The following is a 23,854-nucleotide window of genomic DNA, read 5'->3' as shown; positions in this document are numbered from 1 at the left end:
TGCCGGAGTCCCAATGCCCATCGCTGTCGTCGGATTGATCCTGCTGAGCGTCACGCTGTCCGCCATCGCTCAGATTTCCCTGAAGATCGGAATGTCCAGCCCGGCGGTATCGACCGCCCTGGCGCAGGGGGAGGCCGGGCGGATCGCCCTGTCGGTCGTCGCCACGCCGCATATCCTGACCGGACTTGCCTGTTACGGGCTGGGCATGGTGGTCTGGCTGGCGGTGCTGGCGAAGGTCGACGTCACCATGGCCTATCCCTTCGTCGGGCTGGGCTTCCTGGTCACGCTGGCTCTCGGCGTCCTGTTGCTGGGCGAAAGCATGAGCCTGACGCGGGTGATCGGCACGCTGTTGGTCGTGCTTGGCGTGGTGCTGACCGCCCAGAGCTGAAAGGGACCCCAGCCCGCAAAAAAAGGGTCGGATCTGCACCGGCCATCGAAGATGAAGGCGCCGCGGCAGCAGTCGCGGCGCCCTCTTTTTGCGTTGCGCAAATATTACAAATCGCCTTCGGCTTCATCTTGGTGACTACCATGATATGGAAACCATTTTCATCATCGAATCTTTCAGTTCTAAAATAAAATTGCCGCGATTCCGATGTTGACCGGATTTCCCGGATGGATATAACTGACAGCATATTCGCGAGAAAAAATACCAAGGTACGCAATTTGGACGACAGGCGGCCCGGGTGCCGGCCGGCAGGCCGTTGCCCGGGAAGAGGGCTCTCTTTGCCGGTCGCGGCATTCAACGCACGGGATTTTCGCCCCTTGCGGTCGCGACCGGCCGCCTTCTGCCGCCGTACAGCATCTGGCTGAACAGCATCTGGCTGAACATGCAACGTCGTTCAGCTGCTCGAAGTCTTGAAGATCCACATCGCAACGATCGAAGCCGACATCTGACCTCGTGGCGCCACCGGCCCAAGGGCGCCGGTCCGGCTCCCGTCGAACGCCCCATTGTTGAGTGTTTGGTACCGGCATCCGTGCCGCCCTGTGCCCAGGCGTGGCATCCCTTTTCGTATGCGCCCGGCGGATCAAGATCTGCATAGGAAGATGCGCAATCAATCAGGTACAAAAGCATTCTTTCAAAACAAAAATTAAAAATAACATATTTACAATTGACCACAGCTGGCGTGCCGATATAAATGTGGGAAGGAACAAATAAATAGCACTCAATAGTATGATAAATGGCGGTTCGCCACTTTTGTTGAATTTCTGATAATTCTGAATGTTCGAATAGGTTTGCCGATTTTCAGCTGCCGTCTATCTATTCAGGAATTTCGTCAGTTTCAAACATCGGCATCAAGCTGCGCATACAAAGCGCGTTTCTCCAACCATGCCTTGAAGGAGATCATTCGATGTCCACCCCCCCCATCCGCATGCTCTACGGCGGTGCCATGACCGAGGCGATTGCCAGCGGCGATCTGTCCAAGATGAAGGAGGTGGCCTCGGCGGCGGAGACGCACCTCAACGAGAATGGCGACGTCGCCTCGATGCTCGAGATCCTGAAGATCGAGATCGCGAAAGCCGAAGCGAAGGGCTGATCGGGATCGCCGACGCCGTTCTATTCTTCCCGCGGAGCATTTTTACATGTCCGAAGCACCCCTGCGCTCCATCAAGCCGTATGGCGTGGCGATCTCCGATGCCATCGTCAGTGGCGATCTGGCGAAGATGAAGGAGGTGGCCGCGGCCGCCGAGCAGCATCTCGCCGAACACGGCGACGTCGCCTCGATTCTCCATCTGCTGAAGGTCGAGATCGCCAAGGCCGAAGCCGGTTCCTGACCCGGTCGGGCTTGCCCCGCCTCCTGATTGCCGATCGACCGATTTCCAATCTTCCCGCCATTCAAAACTGAGGAACCGACAGATGTCCGATTCGACCGTTGCCCCTTTCCGTCCGATGTACATGGCCACCATGACCGACGCCATCGCCGGCGGCGATCTGGCGACGATGAAGCAGGTCGCGGCCGAGGCCGAGCAGCATCTCGCCACCTACGGCGACGTTCCGGGGCTGCTGCAGCTCCTGAAGGTCGAGATTGCCAAGGCCGAGGCGAACAGCTGATCCGCGGCGGCCGGGGTGCGGCGTCCATGCCGGCCCGCACCCCGGCGGCGCTGTGCCGCCGATAGTCAGAGCCGCCGCCGATATTCCGAGCCGATGTCATTCCGAGCCAATGCCATTCTGAGGAAGACCCCGGAACCATGGACCAGCCGCTTCCCAGCCCCGACCTTTCGGCCCGCTCCCCGGAACAGCTCCCGGAACAGCCGGCGTCCGTGCCGGCCCGCTATTGCTTCGACGACGATTTCCGCAAGCTGGTTCCGGTCCTGGTGGTCTGGGAAACCACGCTTGCCTGCAATCTGAAATGTCAGCATTGCGGATCGCGCGCCGGCCGGCCGCGGCCGGACGAGTTGACTACCGAGGAGGCGCTCGACCTCGTCGACCGTCTCGCGGCGCTCGGCACCCGCGAGATTTCGCTGATCGGCGGCGAGGCCTATCTGCGCAAGGACTGGGTGGAGATCATCCGGCGCTGCCGCAGCCACGGCATCAGGACCGCCGTGCAGACCGGCGGCCGGAATCTGACCGACCGCCGGCTGGACGAGGCGGTCGCGGCCGGACTCCAGGCCATCGGCGTCTCGATCGACGGGTTGCCCGACCTGCACGACCGGGTGCGCGGCGTTTCCGGTTCCTACGATCAGGCGATGAGCGCCCTGCGCCGGGCCAAGGACCGCGGGCTGGCGGTGTCGGTCAACACCCAGATCGGCCCCGAAACCCCCGACCACCTGCCCGAGCTGATGAACCGGATCATCGAGGCTGGGGCCACGCACTGGCAGATCCAGTTCACCGTCGCCATGGGCAATGCCGTCGACAATCCGGACCTGCTGCTGCAACCCCATCGCCTTCTCGACGTCATGCCCCTGCTGGCCCGCCTCTACCGCGAGGGGCTCGACCGCGGGCTGTTGATGGTGGTCGGCAACAATGTCGGCTATTACGGTCCCTATGAGCATATCTGGCGCGGTCTGGGCGACGACCGGATGCATTGGACCGGCTGCGCCGCCGGGCAGATCGGCATCGGCATCGAAGCGGACGGCACGCTGAAAGGCTGCCCGTCGCTTGCGACCTCCCTCTATGCCGCCGGCAACATCCGCGAGATGAGCGTGGAGGACATCTGGCGCCATGCCGACCGGATGCAGTTCGGCCGCCTGCGGTCGGTGGACGAGCTGTGGGGCTATTGCCGCACCTGCTATTACGCCGACATCTGCCGCGCCGGCTGCACCTGGACCTCCGAATCGCTGCTGGGCAAGCGCGGCAACAATCCCTACTGCCATTACCGCGTGCTCGACCTCGCCAAGCATGGCCTGCGCGAGCGGGTGGTGAAGATCAAGGACGCGCCGAACGAGGCCTTCGCCATCGGCGAATTCGCCCTGATCCAGGAGCCGATCCCCGGCGCCGAGTCCCCCGGCCTGCCGGAGCGCGACCCGGCCAAGGTCCACCGCCACGAGTATGAACGCTCCCTCGAAGGGGGCGTGGTGCCGCCCAGCCTGACGCTCTGCCGCGCCTGCAACCAGTATGTCTGGCCGCATGAGACCGACTGCCCCCATTGCGGCGCCGATGTCGCCGCGGCGGCGGCGCAGCACGGGATCGACAGCGCGCGGCGCCGTGCCCTGATCCGCGAAACCCAGCGCCTGCTGGACGAGGCGCGGGCAGCGAAGCTGGAGGCGGCCGGTGCACCATCGCCCGCCACGGCCGCGGGCGACTGACGACGGGCCGGAACCCTGACCCAAACCGTTGACAACACACCCGGGCCTGGGTGCAATAGCGCCCGCGAGCCGGGTTACGCCGTCGGGATGCGGCGGCGCCCGCAAAACAGACGAACAGGTCGGGGCAAACCATGAAAAAATTCGCTCTCAGCCTCATCGGCGCGGTCGCGGCGATTGCCATCGCCGGCCCGGCGATGGCCCAGGCCAAGAAGCCGGTCAATATCTACATCTGGAACGACTATCTGGGTGAGACGACCCTCGCCGACTTCACCAAGGCCACGGGCGCTGAGACGAAGGTCGACCTGTACGACAGCCTGGAGCTGCTGGAGCAGAAGGTGCTGGTCGGCAAGTCCGGCTACGACGTGATCGTGCCGACCGCGGAGCCGACGCTCTCCCGCCTGATCCAGGCCAAGGTCGTGGGGCCGCTCGACAAGTCGAAGATCCCCAACTACAAGAACATCGACCCGAAGGTCCTGAAGCTGCTGGAGAATTCCGATCCCGGCAACAAGTTCGCCGTGCCCTATCTCGGCGGGACCGTCGGCATCGCCATCATCCCGGAAAAGATCAAGGCCGTCGCCCCCGACGTTGCGCTGGACAGCTGGGACCTGATCTTCAAGCCGGAAGTGGCGAAGAAGGTCGCCGCCTGCGGCATCACCGTGATGGATTCGGCCATCGACGTCATCCCGTCGGTGCTGAATTATCTCGGCCTGGATCCGAACTCCGAAAAGAAGGAGGATCTGGACAAGGTCGAAAAGACGCTGATGGCGGTCCGCCCCTACATCAAGCGTTTCGTCACCGGTGAGAACATCAACATCCTGGCCGGCGGCGACGCCTGCGTCGTGATGGCCTACAACGGCGACGCCATCCAGGGTGCCGCCCGCGCCGCCGAGGCCAAGAGCGCCAAGGTGGAGTACATCACGCCGAAGGAAGGCGTACAGGTGTGGTGGGACACCCTGGCGGTCCCGGCCGATGCGCCGAACAAGGACGGTGCGCACGCGTTCATCAACTTCGCGCTCGACCCGGCCAACATGGCGAACATCTCCAACAAGGTCAGCTACGCCAACGCGGTGCCGGCCTCGCTGCCGATGGTGGCAGACGACATCAAGTCGAACCCGGGCATCTTCCTGCCGGCCGACAGCAATCTGAAGCTGTTCTCGCTGAAGCAGATCAAGCAGGCCACCGACCGCGCCCGCACCCGCGTGTGGACCAAGGTCAAGACCGGCAAGTAAGCCGGACCCCCTGAGGCGCCAACCTGAGGCGCCGACCCGCCCCGGCCGATCCCCAGCGATGGGGAACTGCCGGGGCGTTGTCATGAAAGAGGAACCCGGATGGCCGGTCAGCCGATTCGCAAGCCCACCCGCCTCGAACCGTGGCAGGACGCGGGCCAGACGCCTTATGTCCGCATCGAAAAGGTGACGAAGACCTTCGGCGACTTCGTCGCGGTGGACGAGGTCAGTCTGTCGATCTACCGAAACGAGTTCTTCGCCCTGCTCGGCGGCTCGGGCTCCGGCAAGACGACGCTGCTGCGCATGCTGGCGGGGTTCGAACAGCCGACCGAGGGCAAGATCTTCATCGACGGCGTCGATATGGCCGGCATCCCGCCCTATGAGCGGCCGGTCAACATGATGTTCCAGTCCTACGCCCTGTTCCCGCACATGACGGTGGAGCAGAACGTCGCCTTCGGCCTGCGCCAGGACGGGGTGGCGAAGGCGGAGATCCGCGACCGCGTGGCGGAGATGCTGGGCATGGTCCAGCTGTCGGCCTTCGGCAAGCGCCGTCCGCACCAGCTGTCCGGCGGCCAGCGCCAGCGCGTGGCGCTCGCCCGCTCCCTGGTCAAGCGGCCGAAGCTGCTGCTGCTGGACGAGCCGCTGGGCGCGCTCGACAAGAAGCTGCGCGAGCGCACCCAGTTCGAACTGGTCAACATCCAGGAAAAGCTGGGCGTCACCTTCATCGTCGTGACCCACGACCAGGAAGAGGCGATGACAATGTCCTCGCGCATCGCCGTGATGAACCATGGCGTCATCGCGCAGGTGGGCACGCCGACCGAGATCTACGAATATCCGCACAACCGCTTCGTCGCGGAGTTCATCGGCTCCATCAACATGTTCGACGGCCGCGTCGTCGAGACCGACGGCGATCAGGTGATCGTCGCCTCGGAGGAGGCGGGATGCGAGCTGCTGATCGCCCATGCCACCCCGGCGCCGGCCGGCTCCCCGGTCTCCGTGGCCATCCGGCCGGAGAAGATCGCCCTGTCGAAGGAGCCGGTCGCAGAGGGTGCCTCCGGTGGTGATGGCCGCAACCGGACCACCGGAATCGTGCGGGAGATCGCCTATCTCGGCGATGTGTCGATCTATCTGGTGCAACTGCCGACCGGCAAGACGGTGCGCGTCACCGCCCCCAACGTCACCCGCCGCACCGAAATGCCGATCACCTGGGAGGACGAGGTGACCCTGACCTGGCGCCCCTTCGCCGGCGTGGTGCTGACCCAATGAGGACGGTCGTCTCCATCCTCGTTTCCGGGCTCAGCCGGATCGGGCTGTGGGGCCGCGGCGTGGTCGTCGCCATCCCCTATCTGTGGTTGATGCTGTTCTTCCTGGTGCCCTTCCTGATCGTCTTCGGCATCAGCTTTTCCGAATCGATCATAGCCCAGCCGCCCTATTCGTCGCTGGTGGAATGGCTGACCGACGAGGATGCCGGCACCTCCAAGCTGCAGGTCCTGCTGAACATCAGCAATTACTTCCGGCTGGGTGGGGACGACCTCTACATCCTCGCCTACCTGAACTCGCTGAAGATCGCGGCGGTCACCACGCTGTTCTGCCTGCTCATCGGCTATCCCATGGCCTACGCCATCGCCAAGGCCGAGCCGGCGCGGCGCGGGCCGCTGATGATGCTGGTGATCCTGCCCTTCTGGACCAGCTTCCTGATCCGCATCTATGCCTGGATCGGCATCCTCAAGGGCAACGGCGTCATCAGCAATCTGCTGGAGTGGGCGGGCATCACCAGCGGCCCGGTGGAGATCCTCTATTCCGACTGGGCGGTCTATATCGGCATGACCTATTGCTACCTGCCCTTCATGGTGCTGCCGCTCTATTCGACGCTTGAGAAGATGGACCCCAGCCTGCTGGAGGCGGCGGCCGATCTCGGCTCGCGGCCCTTCAAGTCCTTCCTGTCGATCACTCTGCCGCTGTCGCTGCCGGGCATCGTCGCCGGCTCGCTGCTGGTCTTCATCCCGGCGGTGGGCGAGTTCGTGACGCCGGAACTGCTTGGCGGTCCCGACACGCTGATGATCGGCCGCGTGCTGTGGAACGAGTTCTTTGCCAACCGCGACTGGCCGGTGGCATCGGCCGTCGCCATCGCGCTTCTGCTGGTCCTGGTGGTGCCGATCATGATCTTCCAGCATGTGCAGGGCAAACAGGCGGAGGCCGGCCGATGAAACGGATCGGGTTCCTGTCCTGGGCGCTGTGGTTCGGCTATGCTTTCCTCTACGTGCCCATCGCGCTGCTGATCGTCTACAGCTTCAACGAGTCGCGGCTGGTGACGGTGTGGAGCGGCTTCTCGACCAAATGGTATGCGGAGCTGATCCACAACGACACCCTGCTGGACGCGGCCCTGCTGTCCTTCCAGGTGGCGGCGGTGTCGGCGACGCTGTCGGTCCTGCTGGGCACCTGCGCCGGGCTGGCGCTGGTCCGCTTCGGGCGGTTCCGCGGCCGGACGCTGTTCGGCGGCATGATCACGGCGCCGCTGGTCATGCCGGAGGTCATCACCGGCCTGTCGCTTCTGCTGCTGTTCGTGGCGATGGAGCAATGGCTGGGCTGGCCCGACGGGCGCGGCATCACGACCATCACCATCGCCCACACCACCTTCACCATGTCCTATGTCGCGGTGGTCATCCAGTCGCGGCTTGCCGGCATGGACGGCAGCCTGGAGGAGGCGGCGATGGATCTGGGCGCCCGCCCGGCCAAGGTGTTCTTCGTCATCACCCTGCCGCTGATCGCCCCGGCGCTGGTCGCCGGATGGCTGCTGGCCTTCACCCTGTCGCTGGACGATGTGGTGGTGGCGAGCTTCGTGTCCGGTCCCGGTTCGACGACGCTGCCGATGGTGATCTTCTCCAGCGTGAAGTTCGGCATCAGCCCGCAGATCAACGCGCTGGCCACCCTGATGGTTCTGGTGGTGGCGACCGGCATCTTCGTCGCCAGCATCGTCATGGCCCGCCAGGAGCGTCAGCGCAAACGCGACGAGCAGATGGCGATACAGAACGGATGAGCGCAGAGCTGTGCGTTTGGAGTCCCTCCGGTGCGTATTGACGCACCGGACGGGTTCCAGCCTTTTGTTTTCTTAGTACGGTAAGGGGCGGGGACCCTCGTTTCCAAAGCCCCCGCCTTCACCTTATGCCGGCACCGTCTCTTCCACCGGAACGGAAGGCTGCACGTCCAGCCCCGCACGCTTCTCCACATCCGCCAGCAAGGCGGCGAGGCGGTCGGCTTCGGCCTGGACCGTCGCGACGTCGTACCAGCCGGGCAGAGTCTCCAGGTCCGTGCGCGCCGTGGGGGCCCGTCCCTTCACCTGCACGAGATTGGTCTCTTCGTTTGGATCCCGGGTCAGATCGTACATCTCCCATTCCAGCAGGAGCGGGTTCGCCGGGTCGAAGTAGCGGGCCAGCTTGGCGTTATCGGTGCGCACGCACCGGATGTGGTTGGGCTGGCGCACCGGGCCGGGGGACAGTTCAGGCACGCTCTTGACGCTGAATCCGCCGGTGCGCACGGCCTCGACTGTCTGGCAGTATACCTCGTACGCGCCGTAGTAGTCCGGCTGGGTAAGCCGGCCTCCCTCGGCGGGCTGGGTCACCTCGTCGTCGGTCATGAACAGCACGCCTTCGCGCGGCTGGCCGTCGGGGTAGGTCACCGGCGTGTCGGGGGTCTTCAGCACCGGGGTCAGATCGACGCCGGGAAACGGTGCCATGGTGTGGCGTTCGGCCAGCTTGGCCGCCGCCTCGTCCAGGGACTCCTGGCCGACGCCGGTCAGGCCCAGCACGGTGGGCACGAGGTCGGCATGGCTGGTCACGGTATCCACATGCCTCAGCGTGTTCCCGTCGCCGCCCATCGAGGTCGGGAACCGGACCACCATCGGCACATGCACGGCCTCCTCATAGGCGACGTGCCACTTCTCCAGCATCATGTTGTGGGCCGCTCCCAACTCGCCGTGGTCGGCCACGAAGATGACGATGGTGTTTTCGGCCTGCCCGGAATCCTCCAGGGCCTGGAGCACGCGGTTGATCTGGGGATCGACCTGGGAATGCAGCCAGGCGTAGAATTGCAGGAGCTGGATGCTGTACCCCTCAGGATCCTCGGAAAGCTGGAACGGAATGGTGAATTTCAGGGCCAACGCCACCGCGGCTTCCCAGTCGGCGGTCCCGGCCACGTTGCCGGCGGCGCTGACGGCGCCGTGGCTCGCCTTGGCGGACAGGGCCAGTCCGATCTTGTAGGCGGCGTCGAACTGGCAGGACGGCTTGGTCGACAGATCCTCGTTCCAGGTGGGGATCTTGCCAGCGCAATCCTGCGGGAAGCCCTGCGAGTTGAGCGGCATCGACATGGTGCCCTCGGTCGGCGGGAGCGACGACTGACCCTGGAGAGGCACGTCGAGCGGGCCGAACACCGGTTGGGTCTTTGCCGCGCTTCCATCGGTCGGCGGCAGGGCCTGGGAAACCACCGTGGGATATGTGGCGATGTCGTGGGGATTGGTGAAGGACACCACCGCGAACCACGGGCGCTGGGCGGCGTCGGTGGCGGGGGTGTTGGGGCCGGGCCGCGCCTCGTCGGCGGAAACCCCGTAATTGTAGGGCAGCGCCAGTCCGCGGCGGCGCAGGAACAGGCAGGCGTTGTCGGCGAAACCGGCGTCGCGGTAGATGCCCAGGTTGTTGATGGCCGCCCCATGGGGCTCCGGATAGGACAGCTCCCAATCGGAGAAGCCGTAACGCTGGAGCGAATGGCCGGCCGGGTTGCTGACATGCCATTTGCCGAAATAATGGGAGGAATAGCCGATGGCCTGCATCCAATGGCCCATGGTGGGATGGCCGTCGGCCTCCAGCCACGGGAATTGCGGCGCGTTGCCGTCCTTGAACATGCCGTCGGTCTGGGTCACGCCGGTGCGGTTGCCGTACTGGCCGGTGAACATCACCGCACGGCTGGGGGTGCAGGCGCTGGACGCGATGGTGTGGTTGTGCAGAGCCACCGCGTTCCTGCGCAGCCGGGTCAGGCCGGGAAAGTAGCGGGCATATTCGTTCTCGCCCACGTCCGCCTCGCCCCGGAATCCCAGGATCCGCTTCAGCGGTTCTGCCAGTCCGCCATTGGGACCATAGGAGAAGCGCGGGTAGCGGTATTGATCGACGGAGATCAGAAGGATGTTGGGCCGAGAACCATTGCGCTGGGGGCGGCTGGTATTTTCAGTCATGGCAATATTATCCCTTGCGATCCATATCGGGGAATAGCGACGACAATAGGTAATCGACCTTCTGGAATCGGATGATCTTCCGTTTCGGAAGGCGTCCTATAGCTGTTTTTCTTTCTTCAAAGATAAATAGATAAAAATCACTACGTCAATTGATATTCGCAGTCGTATAAATTTCATCTATGCAATGTTATATCCATACTGATGTGTGTTTTTGTTTTGTATGATTTAAGAGCGGCGCGTAATCACCGCTGCGGTGGACAAGCATTGGTTTTCGCGTGGCGCACCGCTTCCTAATCCTTGGAAAGGGTCTCTCCGCATTGACGCAGGGTTTGCCACGGATGCCGTGCGGAAGGTGTGGCTCGATCTGCCCAAACTGCTCCACCGTCGCCCGGAATTGACAGGGGCTCATCGCAACGCCCCTTTTCAGGCGGGGGAATCACAATGGTTCCATCCCAGAACAGTCTCTTTGGCGGTCCGAACCCTAAGCAGGACTTCCGAGCTCCGCTCATGAATGGCTGGACCCGGAAAATTTGCTGAGCCGCTCAGCCATGGGTCCGCAAGCTCTCCCATCCGCGCTCGGCAGACCCGTGCCGCTACGGATGGCAATTGCCCGTTTCTTTTGCTATATTGATGTCATCGTCAACAGCGAAAGAGGCTGTGCCATGCGCGCGCTCCTGTGGTTCCCCTTGTTGAGGCTCGGATTCTTCAATCCTGTTTCCACTGCTTATTCGACCACCCGTACGGTTACCGCCCGTCGCGCCCTGCGCCCGCCGTCCGGCCGCTGACCGCGCCCTTGCCGGCTCCCTCTCCCGGCATGCCGACGCGACATCTTGATCGCGTCCTTTGAGAAGTTCCTCTGCCATAAGGCCAAGTGCCAGCTGCGGTGGATGCGATTGCCAAACGCGCGCTCCCGTGGTTAGGGTGGATTGGGATGAAAAACGTCCCGGTCCCACGTGGTTCGCCGACCATCCCATTGGTGTTGCGGCTGCGAAGGGCAGGCTGGGACTTTTAAAAGCGTAGAGGGATCGACGCATGACGACACCGAACGCCCCGACGCCGACGGGTCAAGGCTTCCACATGCCCGGCGAATGGGCGCGCCACAGCGGTTGCTGGATGGCGTGGCCATGCCGGCCGGAAACCTGGCCAGAGGGCGCTTTCGACGCTGCATGCGACGCCTACGCCGAGGTCGCGCAGGCCATTTCCCGGTTCGAGCCGGTGACAATGGTGTGCGACCCGGCGGATGTGGCCGAAGCATCGCTCGCCTGCGGTCCCGGCGTTCAGATCCTGCCGCTGCCGATCAGCGATTCCTGGATTCGCGATACCGGTCCCAGCTTCGTCGTCGACGGCAAGGGCGGGCTGGCCGGCGTCCATTGGGGCTTCAACGCCTGGGGCGGCAATTACGACGGCTGCGACAAGGACCGGCAGGTCGGCCGCTTGATTCTCGACCACCTCAAGCTCCCCTGCTTTTCCGCCCCGCTGGTGATGGAGGGCGGCTCGTTCCATGTGGACGGGGAGGGGACGCTGATCACCACGGAACAATGCCTTCTGAACCCTAACCGCAATCCCGGCCTGTCGAAGGAGGAGATCGAGCGGAACCTGAAGGACCATCTCGGCATCGAGACGGTCATCTGGCTGGGCGAGGGCTATCAGGACGACGAGACCGACGGCCATATCGACGAGATCGCGCTGTTCGTGCGTCCCGGCGTGGTGATGGCGATCACCACCGACGATCCCGGCGACCCCAATTTCAAGATCTTCCAGGACAACCTCGACCGGCTGAAGCGCGCCCGCGACGCCAAGGGCCGCGAACTGGAGGTCATCCCGATCCAGCAGCCCGCACGCCGCGACATGAATGGCGTGCGCCTGACCCTGTCCTACACCAACCTCTACATCGCCAATGGCGGCATCGTCATGCCCGCCTTCGAGGATCCGGCCGACGACGAGGCCTACCGCGTCGTCCGCAAGGCCTTCCCCGACCGCGAGGTGGTGCAGATCGCCGCCATGGACATCGTGCGCGGCGGCGGCGGCATCCACTGCATCACCCAGCAGCAGCCGCTTCCCTGACGGCGGGTTCCTCTCCGCCTCCGCCATTGGGCGGGCGAGGGAACGCGTCGGCACGGCCGGTGTTCCTGTCGGGCATTCTCCCTTCCGGAAAGCCCGACGACCATGGCCGAGGACACCGCCCGCCGGCTGCAGGCACGCCCCATCGCGGTGACCAAGGCCGCTCCGCCCGCCTCGACCCAGACGATCCTGCTGATCATCACGCTGATCGTGGTGACGCTGTATCTGGCGGCGGACATCCTGATTCCGATCGCGCTGGCGGTGCTGCTCGGCTTCGTGCTGACGCCCATCGTCAGCCGGCTGGAGCGCTGGCATCTGGGCCGGGTGCCGTCCGTGCTGGCGGTGGTGGTCCTGCTGTTCATGGCCATCATCGGCTTCGGCGCGGTGGTGGGCAGCCAGCTCGGCGATCTGGCGGAAAATCTGCCGACCTACCAGCGCAACATCCACACCAAGATCCAGACCCTGCGCACCGCCTCCTCGTCGACCGGGGACCGCGGCGCGCTGAAACAGGCGACCGACGCCTTCCGCGACCTGCAGCAGGAGTTGGAGAAGGCGACCGCCGGCGAACAGCCGGCAGCGCCACCATCCGGCACGACCGCCGGCACGACCGCCAGCCCGCCGCGCCGGGAGCCGGTGCCGGTCCGCCTCGACCAGTCCGATGCCGGGGTCTTCGACCTCCTGCGCCGGGTCCTCGGCCCGGCGGTGACGCCCATCGCCATGGCCGGCCTGGTGCTGGTCTTCACTATCTTCATGCTGTTGCAGCGCGAGGATCTGCGCGACCGCCTGATCCGGCTGGTCGGGTCCGGCGACCTCAGCCGCACCACGGAGGCGATGAACGATGCTGGCGAGCGCGTCAGCCGCTATCTGCTGATGCAGGTGGTGGTCAATGTCACCTACGGCATTCCCATCGGCATCGGCCTGTGGCTGCTCGGCGTGCCCAATCCGCTGCTTTGGGGGCTGATGGCGACGCTGCTGCGCTTCATCCCCTTCCTGGGGCCGGTGATCGCCTCGGCCTTTCCGATCCTGCTGTCCTTCGCGGTCGATACCGGCTGGACCCTGCCGCTGTTGTGCATCGCGCTGTTCGTGGCGGTGGAGCTGTTTTCCAACAATGTGGTCGAGCCCTGGCTCTACGGCACGGCGACCGGCCTGTCCTCCCTCGCCATCATCATCGCGGCGGTGGTGTGGACGACCTTGTGGGGGCCGGTCGGCCTGCTGCTGGCCACGCCGCTGACCGTCTGCCTCGTGGTGCTGGGCCGCCATGTGCCGCAGCTGCATTTCCTGGAGGTGATGCTGGGCGACCGCCCCGTCCTGCCCGACGAGGCGAAGGTGTATCAACGCCTGCTGGCCCGCGATCCCGTGGAGGCGACCGAGATCGCGGAGGAACGGCTGGGCAAGGACACCCCGGTCGAGATGGCGGATGGCCTGCTGCTGCCCGTCCTGTCGCTGGCCGAGCAGGACCGCCAGCGCGGCACCCTGAACCCGGACGGCCGTCAAGCCGTGGCCGACGGTATGGCGAGCCTGCTGGACGAGTTGTCGGAAACCGGCACTCTGCCGGAGGATGCGCCGCGCGTGCTCTGCATCGGCGCCCGCAACAACCTGGACGAGGCGGCGGCCGGGCTGCTCGCCTACCTGCTGACCGGCCGAGGCGTCCGCACCGACGTGATTCCGTGCGAGAAGGTGTTGACCCGGGCCATCGCCAGCCTCGGCACCGATGGCATCGACGCGGTGGTTCTGTCCTCCCTCAACCCTTCGGCGCTCGGTCATTCGCGCCGGTTGCTGCGCCGGCTGCGCCTGCATTTCGGGCCGCGCGTGCCGATCCTGCTCTGCCTGTGGAGTGCTCACCCCGAAGCCGAAGTGCCGGAACGCGCAAGTGCCGAGACCGATGCCGATCTGGTCGCCACCGGGATGGCCGGCGCCCTGGCGCAGCTGGAGGAATTGCAGATCGGCGCCACGGCGCCGGCAGTCGCCGAGCCGCAGGCCGATGCCGATTGAGGAAAGCCGACAGACCGAGGGCTATGCCGCCGCAGCCCACCTGTTCCGTCCGGCGCGCTTGGCGATATAGAGCGCATCGTCCGCAGCCTGGATGCAGTCGTCCGCAGTCCGTCCCGGCCGGTAGGCGGCGACCCCCAGGCTGAGCGTGACGGCGATGCTGTGCCCCTGATGAGCGATGGAATGATGGGCGATCAGCCCGCGCAGCTTTTCCGCCACCGTTTCCGCCTGAATCTGATCGGTGTCGGGCAGAAGGATCAGGAATTCCTCGCCGCCCCAGCGGGCGCACAGGTCATGCCCACGCAGGTTCCGGCGCAACAGCCCGGCAGCCTCCACCAGGACGTGATCGCCCGCGGCATGGCCGAAGGCGTCGTTGACCTCCTTGAAATGGTCGATGTCCAGCATGATCAGGGCGAAGCCACCGCCACCGCTCCGGCGGATTCGGCACAGCTCGGACTCCAGGCGGTCGACCATGTGGCGGCGGTTGGGCAGCTCGGTCAGCGGATCGGTCTGCGAGGCGGCGTGCAGCGCCTGGGCCATCTGCCGCGTGTCGGTCTGCATGCGGTCACTGATCTTGGCGATCTTGGTCAGCTGCCGCATCAGCTTCAGGTGTTCGTCCGCCAGGGCGCGGAATTCCGCCATCAGCGGATGGGCGGCGTAATCCTCGTTTTCCGCGAGGCGGGCGAGCCAGTCCTGGAGCTTCTGTTCCTGCAGCATCATCCCCACCGTCCCCCGCCGCAGTGCCCAACGCCTGGGCAGGCCCGTGACCCTCGCGTCACCGGATTTCACGTCACCGCTCATGACGCCGGTTCCGACATGGACGGCTCCTGCACGGGCGGCTCCGTCGGAACCCCGGCCGAAGCCGCCTGCGCGGGCGCGATGCAGGCGAGCGGCAGGCGGACCGTGAAGGCGGCGCCTTGACCCGGTTGGCTCGCCACCGAGATCCCGCCGCCGTGGGTGTCCACGATGCAGCGGGCGAGATGGAGACCCAACCCGGCGCCGGTGGTGCCGGCGGCGTTGGACGCCCGGAAATACTTGTCGAACAGCCGCGCCGCGTCGGCTGAATTGACGCCGATCCCCTCGTCCATCACCCGCACCGTCACCTGCCCCTCGCCGGTGGAGAGGTCGAGGCGGATCGTTCCCCCGTTCGGCGAGTACTTGACAGCGTTTTCCACCAGGTTGGAAAAAACAACGGCCAAAAGGTCGCGGTCGCCGGGAATGGGAACGGGGCGGTCGAAGCCATGCAGTTCGAACCGGTGCCCCGCCGCCGATGTCCCCATGTCCCGCACCAGACCGCCCAGCATGGCGGCGAGGTCGAACGCGGTGGGCCGTGCGACGGCGGTCCCCAGCCGTTCATCGGTCAGGCAGCGCTCGATCAGATGAAGCATCCGCTGCACCGCGTTGCGGATCTTTCCCACCCGCGGCATGGCCGAGCCCGGCAGCTTCGGTTCCAGCTCCAGCAATTGCGAGGCGCTGTCGATGATCGCCAGCGGCGTGCGGAACTCGTGGCTGACCATCAGCACGAACTGGCGCTGCTGGCGCGCCATGTCCTTGGTCTCGGTCTGCAGCCGGTCGCTGATCTTTGCGACCTTGCGGAACTGTCGCAACAGCTTGCCATGCCGTTCGGCCAGCTTCTGGAATTCCGCCAGCAGTGGATTTCCGGCATTGGCCGGATCCCCGGCCAATCGCTCGATCCATTGACGAAGTTCCTGTTCCTGCGACCGCATCGACATCTCTGGCGCTCAGTTCATCTCGGCTGATTGACGCGTTATCAATGGGCGAGGATCTCGAAGGGCAGGGAGACGTCTTCCGCGAACTCCTCCGCCATGTCGAGAGCGCGGTCGTTGTCGCTGTCGTAATGCCAGCGCACCGATACGGTCCGGCCCTTCTGATGGGCGACGTCCAGCATCTCCAGCACGTCGATCATACATTTGATGCTGCTGGTGTTCAGATAGCTGAGCCCGATGTCCAGCACCACTGCCGGCGCCGGTTCCTGCAAATACTCCTCAAGCCAGCTGAACACCGGCGCGTAGAAATCGAAGGAGTTCTCCGGGTAGGATTCCCCATCGATACGCAGAAGGCCGGCCACTGGATCGAAATCGATCAGGGGCGAGCAGGAGGTTGCCTCGATCCGCAAATTATCCATTATGCGTGTTCCGTGATTTCTTATAACTGGACTTCAAGGCTGAAGAAGAAATAGCGCTCATCCACCGCGCGCAGCGAATAGTCCAGCGGCCGGGTGGCCTTGCGCGCCATGTCGATCAGGCCCAGGCCGGCACCGCTGGCGCCCGATTCGCGCGGCTTGCGCGACTGTTCCTTGTAGGCGGCCTTCAGCCCCGCCTTGTCCAGGCTGCGCAGCCTCTCAAGCATCGCCGACAGGCCGGGAACATCCTCCGCCTCGACCAGATTGCCGGAGCTGACGACGTAATGTTCGTCCTCCTTGCCGATCACGACAATGCCGCTGTTGGCGGGGATCGGTCGGCCCAGCGATTCTCTCGACGCGGTGTAGTTGCGGACGTTCTGCGCCTGCTCCACATAGACGGAGAAGACGTCCATGATCGCCGATTTCTCGATCCGCTCATTTTCCAGGTGGTTGCGGACAGCCTTGCCCAGCTCTTCGATAACGCTGTGACTGAAGGGACCGCTGAAGCAGATCAGCAGCTTCTGCCGCGACAGCAGCTCCTGCAGGTTGAAGAGTTCGTTGCCTTTCATCGTAGCTTGACGACCTGCCTTACGGGTGGATGAACTGGGGGGAGGGGCCGGCGGCCCCGGAAGCCGCTGCGGCCGATGCCGGCGACAGCGAGAAGCCGATCAGCGTGATGTCGTCGCGCTGGGCGCGGTCGCCCTGATGGTCGGCCAGAGCCTGGGCGAAGGCGGCCTTGCGGTCCGCCATGGGGATGCCTTCGTGTTCCAGCAGCATGGCGTTGAAGCGCCGGTTGCCGAACCCGAAACCGCGGGCGCCGCCGGCCTGGTCGAGGAATCCGTCGGTGGTCAGGTAGAAGCTGCGGCCGGAGGCCAGCTCCACCCGGTGGGTGGTGAAGCGGTGGCCGATGTCCGACCGGCGGTAGCCCAGGCTTTGGGCATCGCCCTTCACCTCGCTGACCGAAGCGGTTCCGCCGCCCTGGTCCTCGACTCCCTCGGTATCGACGATGTGCAGCCCGATCCGGCCGCCGGCGAACAGCAGGTCGCCGCGGTCTGGCCGCACCAGGCACAGCCCGATGTCCAGCCCGTTGTCGAAACGCGGGTTGTCCCGCCCGCGGGCCAGCGCCGCGCGCACCATGCGGTTCAGCCGGCCAAGGATCGCCGCGGGATCGCTGTCGGGCGTGTCGGACAGCACATGGTCGAGGATGGCCGACACCGTCATCGTCATGAAGGCGCCCGGCACGCCGTGGCCGGAACAGTCGGCGACACCGATCAGGAAGCGGCCGTCCTCCAGTTCGCGGAAGATGTGGAAATCGCCGCCCACCACGTCGCGCGGTCGCCACAGCACGCAGACACCGTCCAGCCGCCGCGCCATCTCCCGCTCGTCGGGCAGGATGGCGGACTGCAGCAGGCTGGCATACTGGATGCTGTCCATGACCTGACGGTTCACCACGGCCAGCTGTTCGTTGGACTGGCGCAGCTCCTCCGTCCGCTCGGCGACACGCTGCTCCAGCCGTTCGGTGTAGTCGTGGACGGTCTCCGCCATGTGGTTGAAGGCGACGGTCAGCTGGCCGATCTCGTCGGCGCGGCGGTTGCGCAGCCGCACCCGGTAGTCGCCGGCGGCGATGGCGCCGGCCGACCGGGTCAGCCGGGCGAGCGGCGCCAGGACCAGCCGGTTCAGCAGGATGCTGATCATGCCGATGACGGCCAGCAGCGAGAAGAAGACCAGACCGGCCATCGGGGCCAGCGCGGTCATGGTGGCGCTTTCCGCCTCTTCCAGCGAGTAGGTCAGGCGCAGCAGGCCGACCATGGTGCGCTCGCCATTGCTGCCGGAAATGGCGATCTGCCGTTCGACGGTGGCCAGTTCCGCCCGCCCGGCCGGGCGTTCCAGCGCCACCAGCGGATCGCCGTGGCCGCCGCGGCCGCCCGAGGCTGCCCACACCTTGACGCTGCGCACCGCGGCATCCTCGGCCATCAGGCCGCGGATCATCCCTTCCACCGCGCGGGTGTCGAACTCCCAGACCGCCTGGCCCATGGCGGAGGCCTGGAGGGTGCCGACCAGCATGGCGCGATGGGTCACCGCCTCGCGCTGCTGGCGGCCGACCAGGACCGACGAGACGCCCATGGCGACCAGCCCGACCAGCAGGGTGCAGCCGACGATCATCAGGATGACGCGGGTCAGCAGCGACGATCCGCCGGCGCGGACGGCATCCTCGTCCGTGCCGCGGGGGCCGGAGCCGCGGAGCGTATAGGATTCGGTGTCGTCCCATCCCGTGACGCTCATCCACATCCTCCTGACCCGGCTGGCCGGGGCGCGTTCGTTCATGACGGTCTTCACGGCAGCCCCGGTCCGGTCGACCGGGAGTGCGGCAGTCCCACGCCCATCGGAAAATCCACCCCTGCGTGTAGTGCGCCGACAGTCATCGACAAGGGCCGTCGGGCATGATGCGTGTGGCGGATGAACCTATCCATAGCACGGTCGTTTGGGTCAGTCGTGAAATAACATTCGGCAATGGCGCGCTTCATCGTCGGAAAGCCCGGGAAAATAGGAGCGAACGGCAACCGGGGGCGACCAACCTCGTCCAATTGCAACGAACTGTGACGGGTATCGGCGGAACAGTGGCTTCAGCAGAGCCAAGCCGTTGCTTAAAAGGGGATTTTCGGTGTACGGCCGCACAGTTGCCCATGTTACCTTTCCGTCCGCCGCATCCCGTCAGGACGGTCGCGGCCTGGACCGCAACGGTGGAGGGCGAAGGATGGCGTTCGGTGTTCGTGCATTCGGTGCCGCAGGGATCTTTTCCGCCGCGCTCGCCGCCGCCCTTCACATGACGGTGTCACCCGCCGCGGCCCGTCCGGTGACGGTTCTGGCGCCGGAACTGCCGCCGATGATGACGACCGACGGCACCGGGCGGGAGGCCTCCATCATCGCCGAGACACTGGCGGCCTGCGGGCATGAGGCGCGGTTCAAGGTGGTGCCCTTCGGCCGTCATTGGAACGATTTCCGCGACGGTGCCCGGGTCGACGCCGTCACCACCGTGCCGGCGGGCATGGAGATGCCGGGCGCGCGCTCCGCCCCCTATATCCTGTACCAGAACGGCGCGTCGGTGCTGAGGAGCAGCGGCCTGACCGTGACGTCGCTGGCCGATCTGGCGGGCAAGCGGGTGATCACCTTCTCGGGCGCGCCCGATGTCCTGCCGGGCCTGCGCGATGCGATCCCCAGCTTCGGCGACTTCCGCGAGCGCGCCGACCAGATGGTGCATTCCAACCTGCTGTTCGCCGGCCGGGTCGACGCGGTTCTGGCCGACGGGCTGATCTTCGCCGAATACAATCGCCAGCTTCAGGACAAGGCGAAGGCGGGCGGCGGTCTGCCCTTCGACCCGGCCCAGCCGGTGCAGTTCACCGCCATCTTCCCGCCGACCCCCTACAGCATGGTGTTCCGCGACGAGTCGCTGCGCGGCGACTTCGACCGCTGCCTTGCGGAGCTGAAGGGGAAGGGCCGGATCGATGCCATCGACCGGGCCGCGGTGGCGCGCTACTCCGCCACGGTGGGCGACCAGTACCTGTCCCACAGGTGAAGCCGCGGAACCGATCTCGCGCAGCCCCGGTTCGGTCGGATCCTATTGATTGGGTTTGCGTATCCCGACCGGGGGTTTAATATACCCTCATACGAATGTGAATGGGGGCATAGGCGTCGTGGCCCGGATCATTGTGGTCGAGGACGAAGCCGACCTTCGTGACGATCTCGTCGAATATCTCGAACGCTGCGGATTCGAGGTGCGGGGGGCGTCGCGCGGTGCGGAACTGGACCGGTTGCTGGAAAGCGGCCCGGCCGACGTCATCGTGCTCGATGTCAACCTGCCCGATGAGGACGGCTTTTCGGTCGCGCGGCGCATCCGCGCCTCGTCCCATGCCGCCATCATCATGCTGACGGCACGGTCCAGCCTGATCGACCGGGTCATCGGGCTGGAGCTGGGTGCCGACGTCTATCTGGTCAAGCCGGTCGACTTCCGCGAGGTCGAGGCGCAGGTCAAGGCGTTGATGCGCCGGATGCAGAAGGGGACCGCCCCGCTCGCAGCACCGGAGCCGTCGCCCGCTGCGCCGGCGCCTGTGGCCGACGCGCGCAAGGCCTGGGTGTTCGACGACATCGAATGGCGCATCCAGCCGCCGACCGGCGCCGCCGTGCCGCTGACCGCGACCGAGTACAAGTTCCTCTCGCTGCTGGTCACCGTTCCCGGCGAGCCGGTGAGCCGCCAGGATATTTCGGTGGCGCTGACCGGCCGCGACTGGGATCCCTACAGCCGCTCCATCGATTCGCTGGTGCGCCGCCTGCGCATCAAGGTGGAGGAGCGCAGCGGCTGCGCCCTGCCGGTTCAGGCGGTGCACGGCGTCGGCTATGCCTTCGTCGGCCCGGTGGTCAGCAGCGTGGTCGAGGACAGCACGCTCTGATCCCCGCCGCCTGATCTCCAGCCCCTGATACCCGGTCTCGGCACTCGACTCCCGGGCCTCCTTCGGCGATGGTAGCGCCCGCAAGGAAGGGACAAGAGACCATCATGACCGACGCCACCGCTGCCTCCCAGAACGACGCCGCCGGGATCCCCGCCGCCTCCAACGGTGACGGCAGCGGGCTGTATCTGGTCGACGGCTCCGGCTTCATCTTCCGCGCCTTCCATGCGCTGCCGATGCTGACGCGGCCGGACGGCACGCCGGTCAACGCGGTGCTGGGCTTTTCCAACATGTTGCTGAAACTGCTGGCCGACGCCAGGGCGGAAGCGGTGGCGGTCGTCTTCGACAGCAAGCGCCTGAATTTCCGCAACGAGTTCTATCCCGACTACAAGGCCCACCGCCCGGAACCGCCGGAGGAGCTGAAGCCGCAGTTCGCCCTGATCCGCGAAGCAACGGAGGCCTTCTGCCTGCCCTGTCTGGAGCTGGAGGGCTATGAGGCCGACGACCTGATCGCCACCTATGCCCGTCTGGCGCAGGAGGCCGGCCGTAAGGTGACCATCGTGTCGTCGGACAAGGACCTGATGCAGCTGGTCCGCCCCGGTGTGGGCATGTTCGACCCGATGAAGAACAAGGCCATCGGCCCCGACGAGGTGTTCGAGAAGTTCGGCGTTCCGCCGGAAAAGGTGGTGGACGTCCAGGCGCTGGCCGGCGACAGCGTCGACAATGTCCCCGGCGTGCCCGGCATCGGCGTCAAGACCGCCGCCCAGCTGATCACCGAATACGGCGACCTGGAAGCCCTGCTGGCCAATGCCGAAAAGATCAAGCAGCCGGCCCGCCGCCAGAAGCTGATCGAGTTCGCCGAGCAGGCCCGCATCTCCCGCCGTCTGGTCCTGCTGGACGAGAATGTGCCGCCGCCCAAGCCGCTGGACGAGCTGCGCGTGCGCGAGCCCGATCACCAGCGCCTGATCGACTTCCTGAAGGCCCAGGGCTTCCGCAGCATCGTCTCGCGCGTCGAGATGGAGATGCTGAAGGACGGCCGCATTGCCGACGGCGCCGGGTCGTCCGCCGCCCCCGCCTCGGCCGCCCTCGCCTCGGCCGCCCCCGCGGCAAAGGATCCCGCCGCCGCGCCGTCCGACGAACCGGCGGAGCGCCCGGCCCGCAAGACGGTGCTGAATGTGCCGGAGGTGCGTTACGAGCTGGTGCAGGATGCCGACGCCCTGCGCCGCTGGGTCGAGCGCGCGCGGGAAACCGGCGTGCTGGCGGTGGATACCGAGACCGACAGCCTGACCCCGGCCACCGCCACGCTGGTCGGCGTGTCGCTGTCGACCGAGCCCGGCATCGCCTGTTACATCCCGCTTGCCCATGGCGCGTCCACCGCCGCCGCCGGTCAGCTGGACTTCGACGCCCCGCCGCCGCCGGTGCAGATCCCGACCGCCGAGGCGATGGCGATCCTGAAGGACGTGCTGGAGGACTCGTCGGTCCTGAAGATCGGCCACAACTTCAAGTTCGACCACCAGCTGTTCGCCCGCAACGGCATCGCGGTGTCGCCGGTGGACGACAGCATGCTGATCTCCTACGTGCTGGACGGCGGCGCCCACGGCCACGGCATGGACGAGCTGGCGGAGATGCACCTCGCCTACACGCCGATCCCCTTCAAGGAGGTCTGCGGCACCGGTAAGAACCAGATCACCTTCGACCGCGTGCCGCTGGACAAGGCGCTGGCCTATGCCGCCGAGGACGCCGACATCACGCTGCGCCTGTGGACGCTGCTGAAGCCGCGGCTGGTCGACGACCGCATGGTCACCGTCTATGAGACGCTGGACCGCCCGCTGGTCCCGGTGGTGGCGGACATGGAGCGGGCCGGCGTGCGCATCGACAAGAAGGCGCTGTCCGACCTGTCGCAGAGCCTGTCCGTCCGCCTCGCCGAGATCGAGAAGGACGTCCACGCCCTTGCCGGCCAGAGCTTCAACATCGGCTCGCCCAAGCAGCTGGGTGAGATCCTGTTCGACACGCTGAAGCTCGGCACCGGCAAGAAGGGCAAGACCGGCGCCTATTCCACCGACAGCAGCGTGCTGGAGGAACTGGCGGAGCAGGGCCACACCATCGCCCAGCGCGTTCTGGACTGGCGCCAGCTCGCCAAGCTGAAGAGCACCTACACCGACGCGCTGCAGGAGAAGATCTCCCCCGTCACCGGCCGGGTCCACACCGCCTTCGCGCTGGCGGCGACCAACACCGGCCGCCTGTCCTCCACCGATCCCAACCTGCAGAACATCCCGGTGCGGACGGAGGAGGGCAAGAAGATCCGCCGCGCCTTCGTGGCGTCACCCGGCCACAAGCTGCTGAGCGTCGACTATTCGCAGATCGAGCTGCGTCTGGTGGCGGAGATGGCGAACATCCAGGCGTTGAAGGACGCCTTCCGCGACGGCCTGGACATTCACGCCGCGACCGCCGCCCAGGTGTTCGGCATCCCGCTGGATCAGATGACGCCGGACATCCGCCGCAAGGCCAAGGCGATCAACTTCGGCATCATCTACGGCATCTCCGGCTTCGGCCTGGGCCGCCAGCTTGGCATCGCGCCCGGCGAGGCCAACGCCTTCATCAAGACCTATCTGGAGCGCTTCCACGAGCTGAAGGTCTGGATGGAGTCGATCAAGAGCTTCGCCCGCCAGCACGGCTATGTGGTAACGCTGTTCGGCCGCCGCTGCTACATGCCCGGCATCCAGGACAAGAACGCCGCCCGCCGCGCCTTCGCCGAGCGCCAAGCCATCAACGCCCCCATCCAGGGCACCGCCGCCGACATCATGAAGCGCGCCATGAACCGCATGCCCGCAGCCTTGGCCGCGGCGGGGAGCAGCGCGCGGATGCTGCTGCAGGTGCATGACGAACTGCTGTTCGAGGTGCCGGAAGCGGAGGCCGAGGACGCGGCGCGCATCGTGCGCGGGGTGATGGAGGGCGCCGCGCATCTCGGCGTGCCGCTGGTGGCGGAGGCTGGGATTGGGGACAATTGGGAGGAGGCGCATTGAGGGGG

The 23,854-nt window shown here is 65.8% G+C and carries 20 protein-coding genes; 14 read left to right on the top strand and 6 right to left on the bottom strand.

The genetic code is table 11. The features are described from left to right. Positions 1-13 precede the first annotated feature (13 nt). The 9 genes from AZOLI_RS23080 to AZOLI_RS23040 all read left to right on the top strand — a co-directional run bounded on the left by AZOLI_RS23080 (position 14) and on the right by AZOLI_RS23040 (position 8,007). Positions 14-388: an EamA family transporter gene (locus AZOLI_RS23080; protein ID WP_014249608.1), complete on the top strand. Its 375-nt coding sequence runs from the start codon at positions 14-16 to the stop codon at positions 386-388. 961 nt (positions 389-1,349) lie between these two features. Next, positions 1,350-1,535, top strand: a complete 186-nt coding sequence (locus AZOLI_RS23075; protein ID WP_014249606.1) for a DUF1843 domain-containing protein — start codon at positions 1,350-1,352, stop codon at positions 1,533-1,535. 46 nt (positions 1,536-1,581) lie between these two features. Then, positions 1,582-1,773: a DUF1843 domain-containing protein gene (locus tag AZOLI_RS23070; RefSeq protein WP_014249605.1), complete on the top strand. Its 192-nt coding sequence runs from the start codon at positions 1,582-1,584 to the stop codon at positions 1,771-1,773. Between the two features lie 82 nt (positions 1,774-1,855). Then, positions 1,856-2,050, top strand: a complete 195-nt coding sequence (locus tag AZOLI_RS23065; protein WP_014249604.1) for a DUF1843 domain-containing protein — start codon at positions 1,856-1,858, stop codon at positions 2,048-2,050. 137 nt (positions 2,051-2,187) lie between these two features. Beyond that, complete coding sequence (locus tag AZOLI_RS23060) at positions 2,188-3,744, top strand: GDL motif peptide-associated radical SAM/SPASM maturase (protein WP_014249603.1); 1,557 nt, start codon at positions 2,188-2,190, stop codon at positions 3,742-3,744. A gap of 131 nt (positions 3,745-3,875) precedes the next feature. Further along, positions 3,876-4,973: an extracellular solute-binding protein gene (locus AZOLI_RS23055; protein ID WP_014249602.1), complete on the top strand. Its 1,098-nt coding sequence runs from the start codon at positions 3,876-3,878 to the stop codon at positions 4,971-4,973. A 99-nt stretch (positions 4,974-5,072) separates the two neighbouring features. Continuing rightward, positions 5,073-6,236: an ABC transporter ATP-binding protein gene (locus AZOLI_RS23050; protein ID WP_014249601.1), complete on the top strand. Its 1,164-nt coding sequence runs from the start codon at positions 5,073-5,075 to the stop codon at positions 6,234-6,236. After that, positions 6,233-7,177, top strand: coding sequence for an ABC transporter permease subunit (locus AZOLI_RS23045; RefSeq protein ID WP_014249600.1), 945 nt, complete (start codon positions 6,233-6,235; stop codon positions 7,175-7,177). The genes AZOLI_RS23050 and AZOLI_RS23045 overlap by 4 nt, the downstream gene beginning before the upstream one ends. After that, positions 7,174-8,007, top strand: a complete 834-nt coding sequence (locus AZOLI_RS23040) for an ABC transporter permease subunit (protein WP_014249599.1) — start codon at positions 7,174-7,176, stop codon at positions 8,005-8,007. The genes AZOLI_RS23045 and AZOLI_RS23040 overlap by 4 nt, the downstream gene beginning before the upstream one ends. A gap of 123 nt (positions 8,008-8,130) precedes the next feature. Here AZOLI_RS23040 and AZOLI_RS23035 read toward each other — a convergent pair whose 3' ends face one another. Beyond that, on the bottom strand, positions 8,131-10,191 hold the full coding sequence (locus tag AZOLI_RS23035; RefSeq protein WP_014249598.1) for a sulfatase-like hydrolase/transferase: 2,061 nt from the start codon (positions 10,189-10,191) through the stop codon (positions 8,131-8,133). Between the two features lie 1,032 nt (positions 10,192-11,223). Between AZOLI_RS23035 and aguA the strand changes: the two genes are divergently transcribed. Beyond that, positions 11,224-12,255, top strand: a complete 1,032-nt coding sequence (gene aguA, locus AZOLI_RS23030) for an agmatine deiminase (protein ID WP_014249595.1) — start codon at positions 11,224-11,226, stop codon at positions 12,253-12,255. 102 nt (positions 12,256-12,357) lie between these two features. Beyond that, the gene (locus AZOLI_RS23025) at positions 12,358-14,244 is read left to right on the top strand and encodes an AI-2E family transporter (RefSeq protein ID WP_014249594.1); all 1,887 of its coding nucleotides are present in this window, start codon (positions 12,358-12,360) and stop codon (positions 14,242-14,244) included. Positions 14,245-14,265: 21 nt separating this feature from the next. On the opposite strand, the gene AZOLI_RS23020 is transcribed toward AZOLI_RS23025, so the two are convergent. From AZOLI_RS23020 to AZOLI_RS23000, 5 genes are all read right to left on the bottom strand, one after another. Then, positions 14,266-14,961: a diguanylate cyclase gene (locus AZOLI_RS23020; RefSeq protein WP_244442623.1), complete on the bottom strand. Its 696-nt coding sequence runs from the start codon at positions 14,959-14,961 to the stop codon at positions 14,266-14,268. A gap of 77 nt (positions 14,962-15,038) precedes the next feature. Next, positions 15,039-15,974, bottom strand: a complete 936-nt coding sequence (locus AZOLI_RS23015) for a sensor histidine kinase (RefSeq protein WP_014249592.1) — start codon at positions 15,972-15,974, stop codon at positions 15,039-15,041. A 38-nt stretch (positions 15,975-16,012) separates the two neighbouring features. Beyond that, positions 16,013-16,387, bottom strand: a complete 375-nt coding sequence (gene siaC, locus AZOLI_RS23010; RefSeq protein ID WP_014249591.1) for a biofilm regulation phosphoprotein SiaC — start codon at positions 16,385-16,387, stop codon at positions 16,013-16,015. Positions 16,388-16,407: 20 nt separating this feature from the next. Beyond that, positions 16,408-16,953, bottom strand: coding sequence for a SiaB family protein kinase (locus tag AZOLI_RS23005; RefSeq protein ID WP_014249590.1), 546 nt, complete (start codon positions 16,951-16,953; stop codon positions 16,408-16,410). 19 nt (positions 16,954-16,972) lie between these two features. Next, the gene (locus AZOLI_RS23000) at positions 16,973-18,667 is read right to left on the bottom strand and encodes a SpoIIE family protein phosphatase (protein ID WP_014249589.1); all 1,695 of its coding nucleotides are present in this window, start codon (positions 18,665-18,667) and stop codon (positions 16,973-16,975) included. 472 nt (positions 18,668-19,139) lie between these two features. Between AZOLI_RS23000 and AZOLI_RS22995 the strand changes: the two genes are divergently transcribed. The 3 genes from AZOLI_RS22995 (at position 19,140) to polA (ending at position 23,849) form a co-directional block, all read left to right on the top strand. Further along, positions 19,140-19,958, top strand: coding sequence for a substrate-binding periplasmic protein (locus AZOLI_RS22995; protein WP_048816564.1), 819 nt, complete (start codon positions 19,140-19,142; stop codon positions 19,956-19,958). A 118-nt stretch (positions 19,959-20,076) separates the two neighbouring features. Further along, positions 20,077-20,829: a response regulator transcription factor gene (locus AZOLI_RS22990; RefSeq protein ID WP_044552838.1), complete on the top strand. Its 753-nt coding sequence runs from the start codon at positions 20,077-20,079 to the stop codon at positions 20,827-20,829. A gap of 104 nt (positions 20,830-20,933) precedes the next feature. Beyond that, a complete protein-coding gene (gene polA / locus AZOLI_RS22985; protein WP_014249586.1) occupies positions 20,934-23,849 on the top strand; it encodes a DNA polymerase I in 2,916 nt (971 codons plus the stop codon). Positions 23,850-23,854: the final 5 nt, after the last annotated feature.

Origin of the sequence: Azospirillum lipoferum 4B (assembly GCF_000283655.1) — a bacterium.
GTDB classification, from domain to species: domain Bacteria; phylum Pseudomonadota; class Alphaproteobacteria; order Azospirillales; family Azospirillaceae; genus Azospirillum; species Azospirillum lipoferum_C.
The sequence above is the reverse complement of the archived record's forward strand: the minus strand, read 5'-3'. Positions and strand labels throughout refer to the sequence as shown.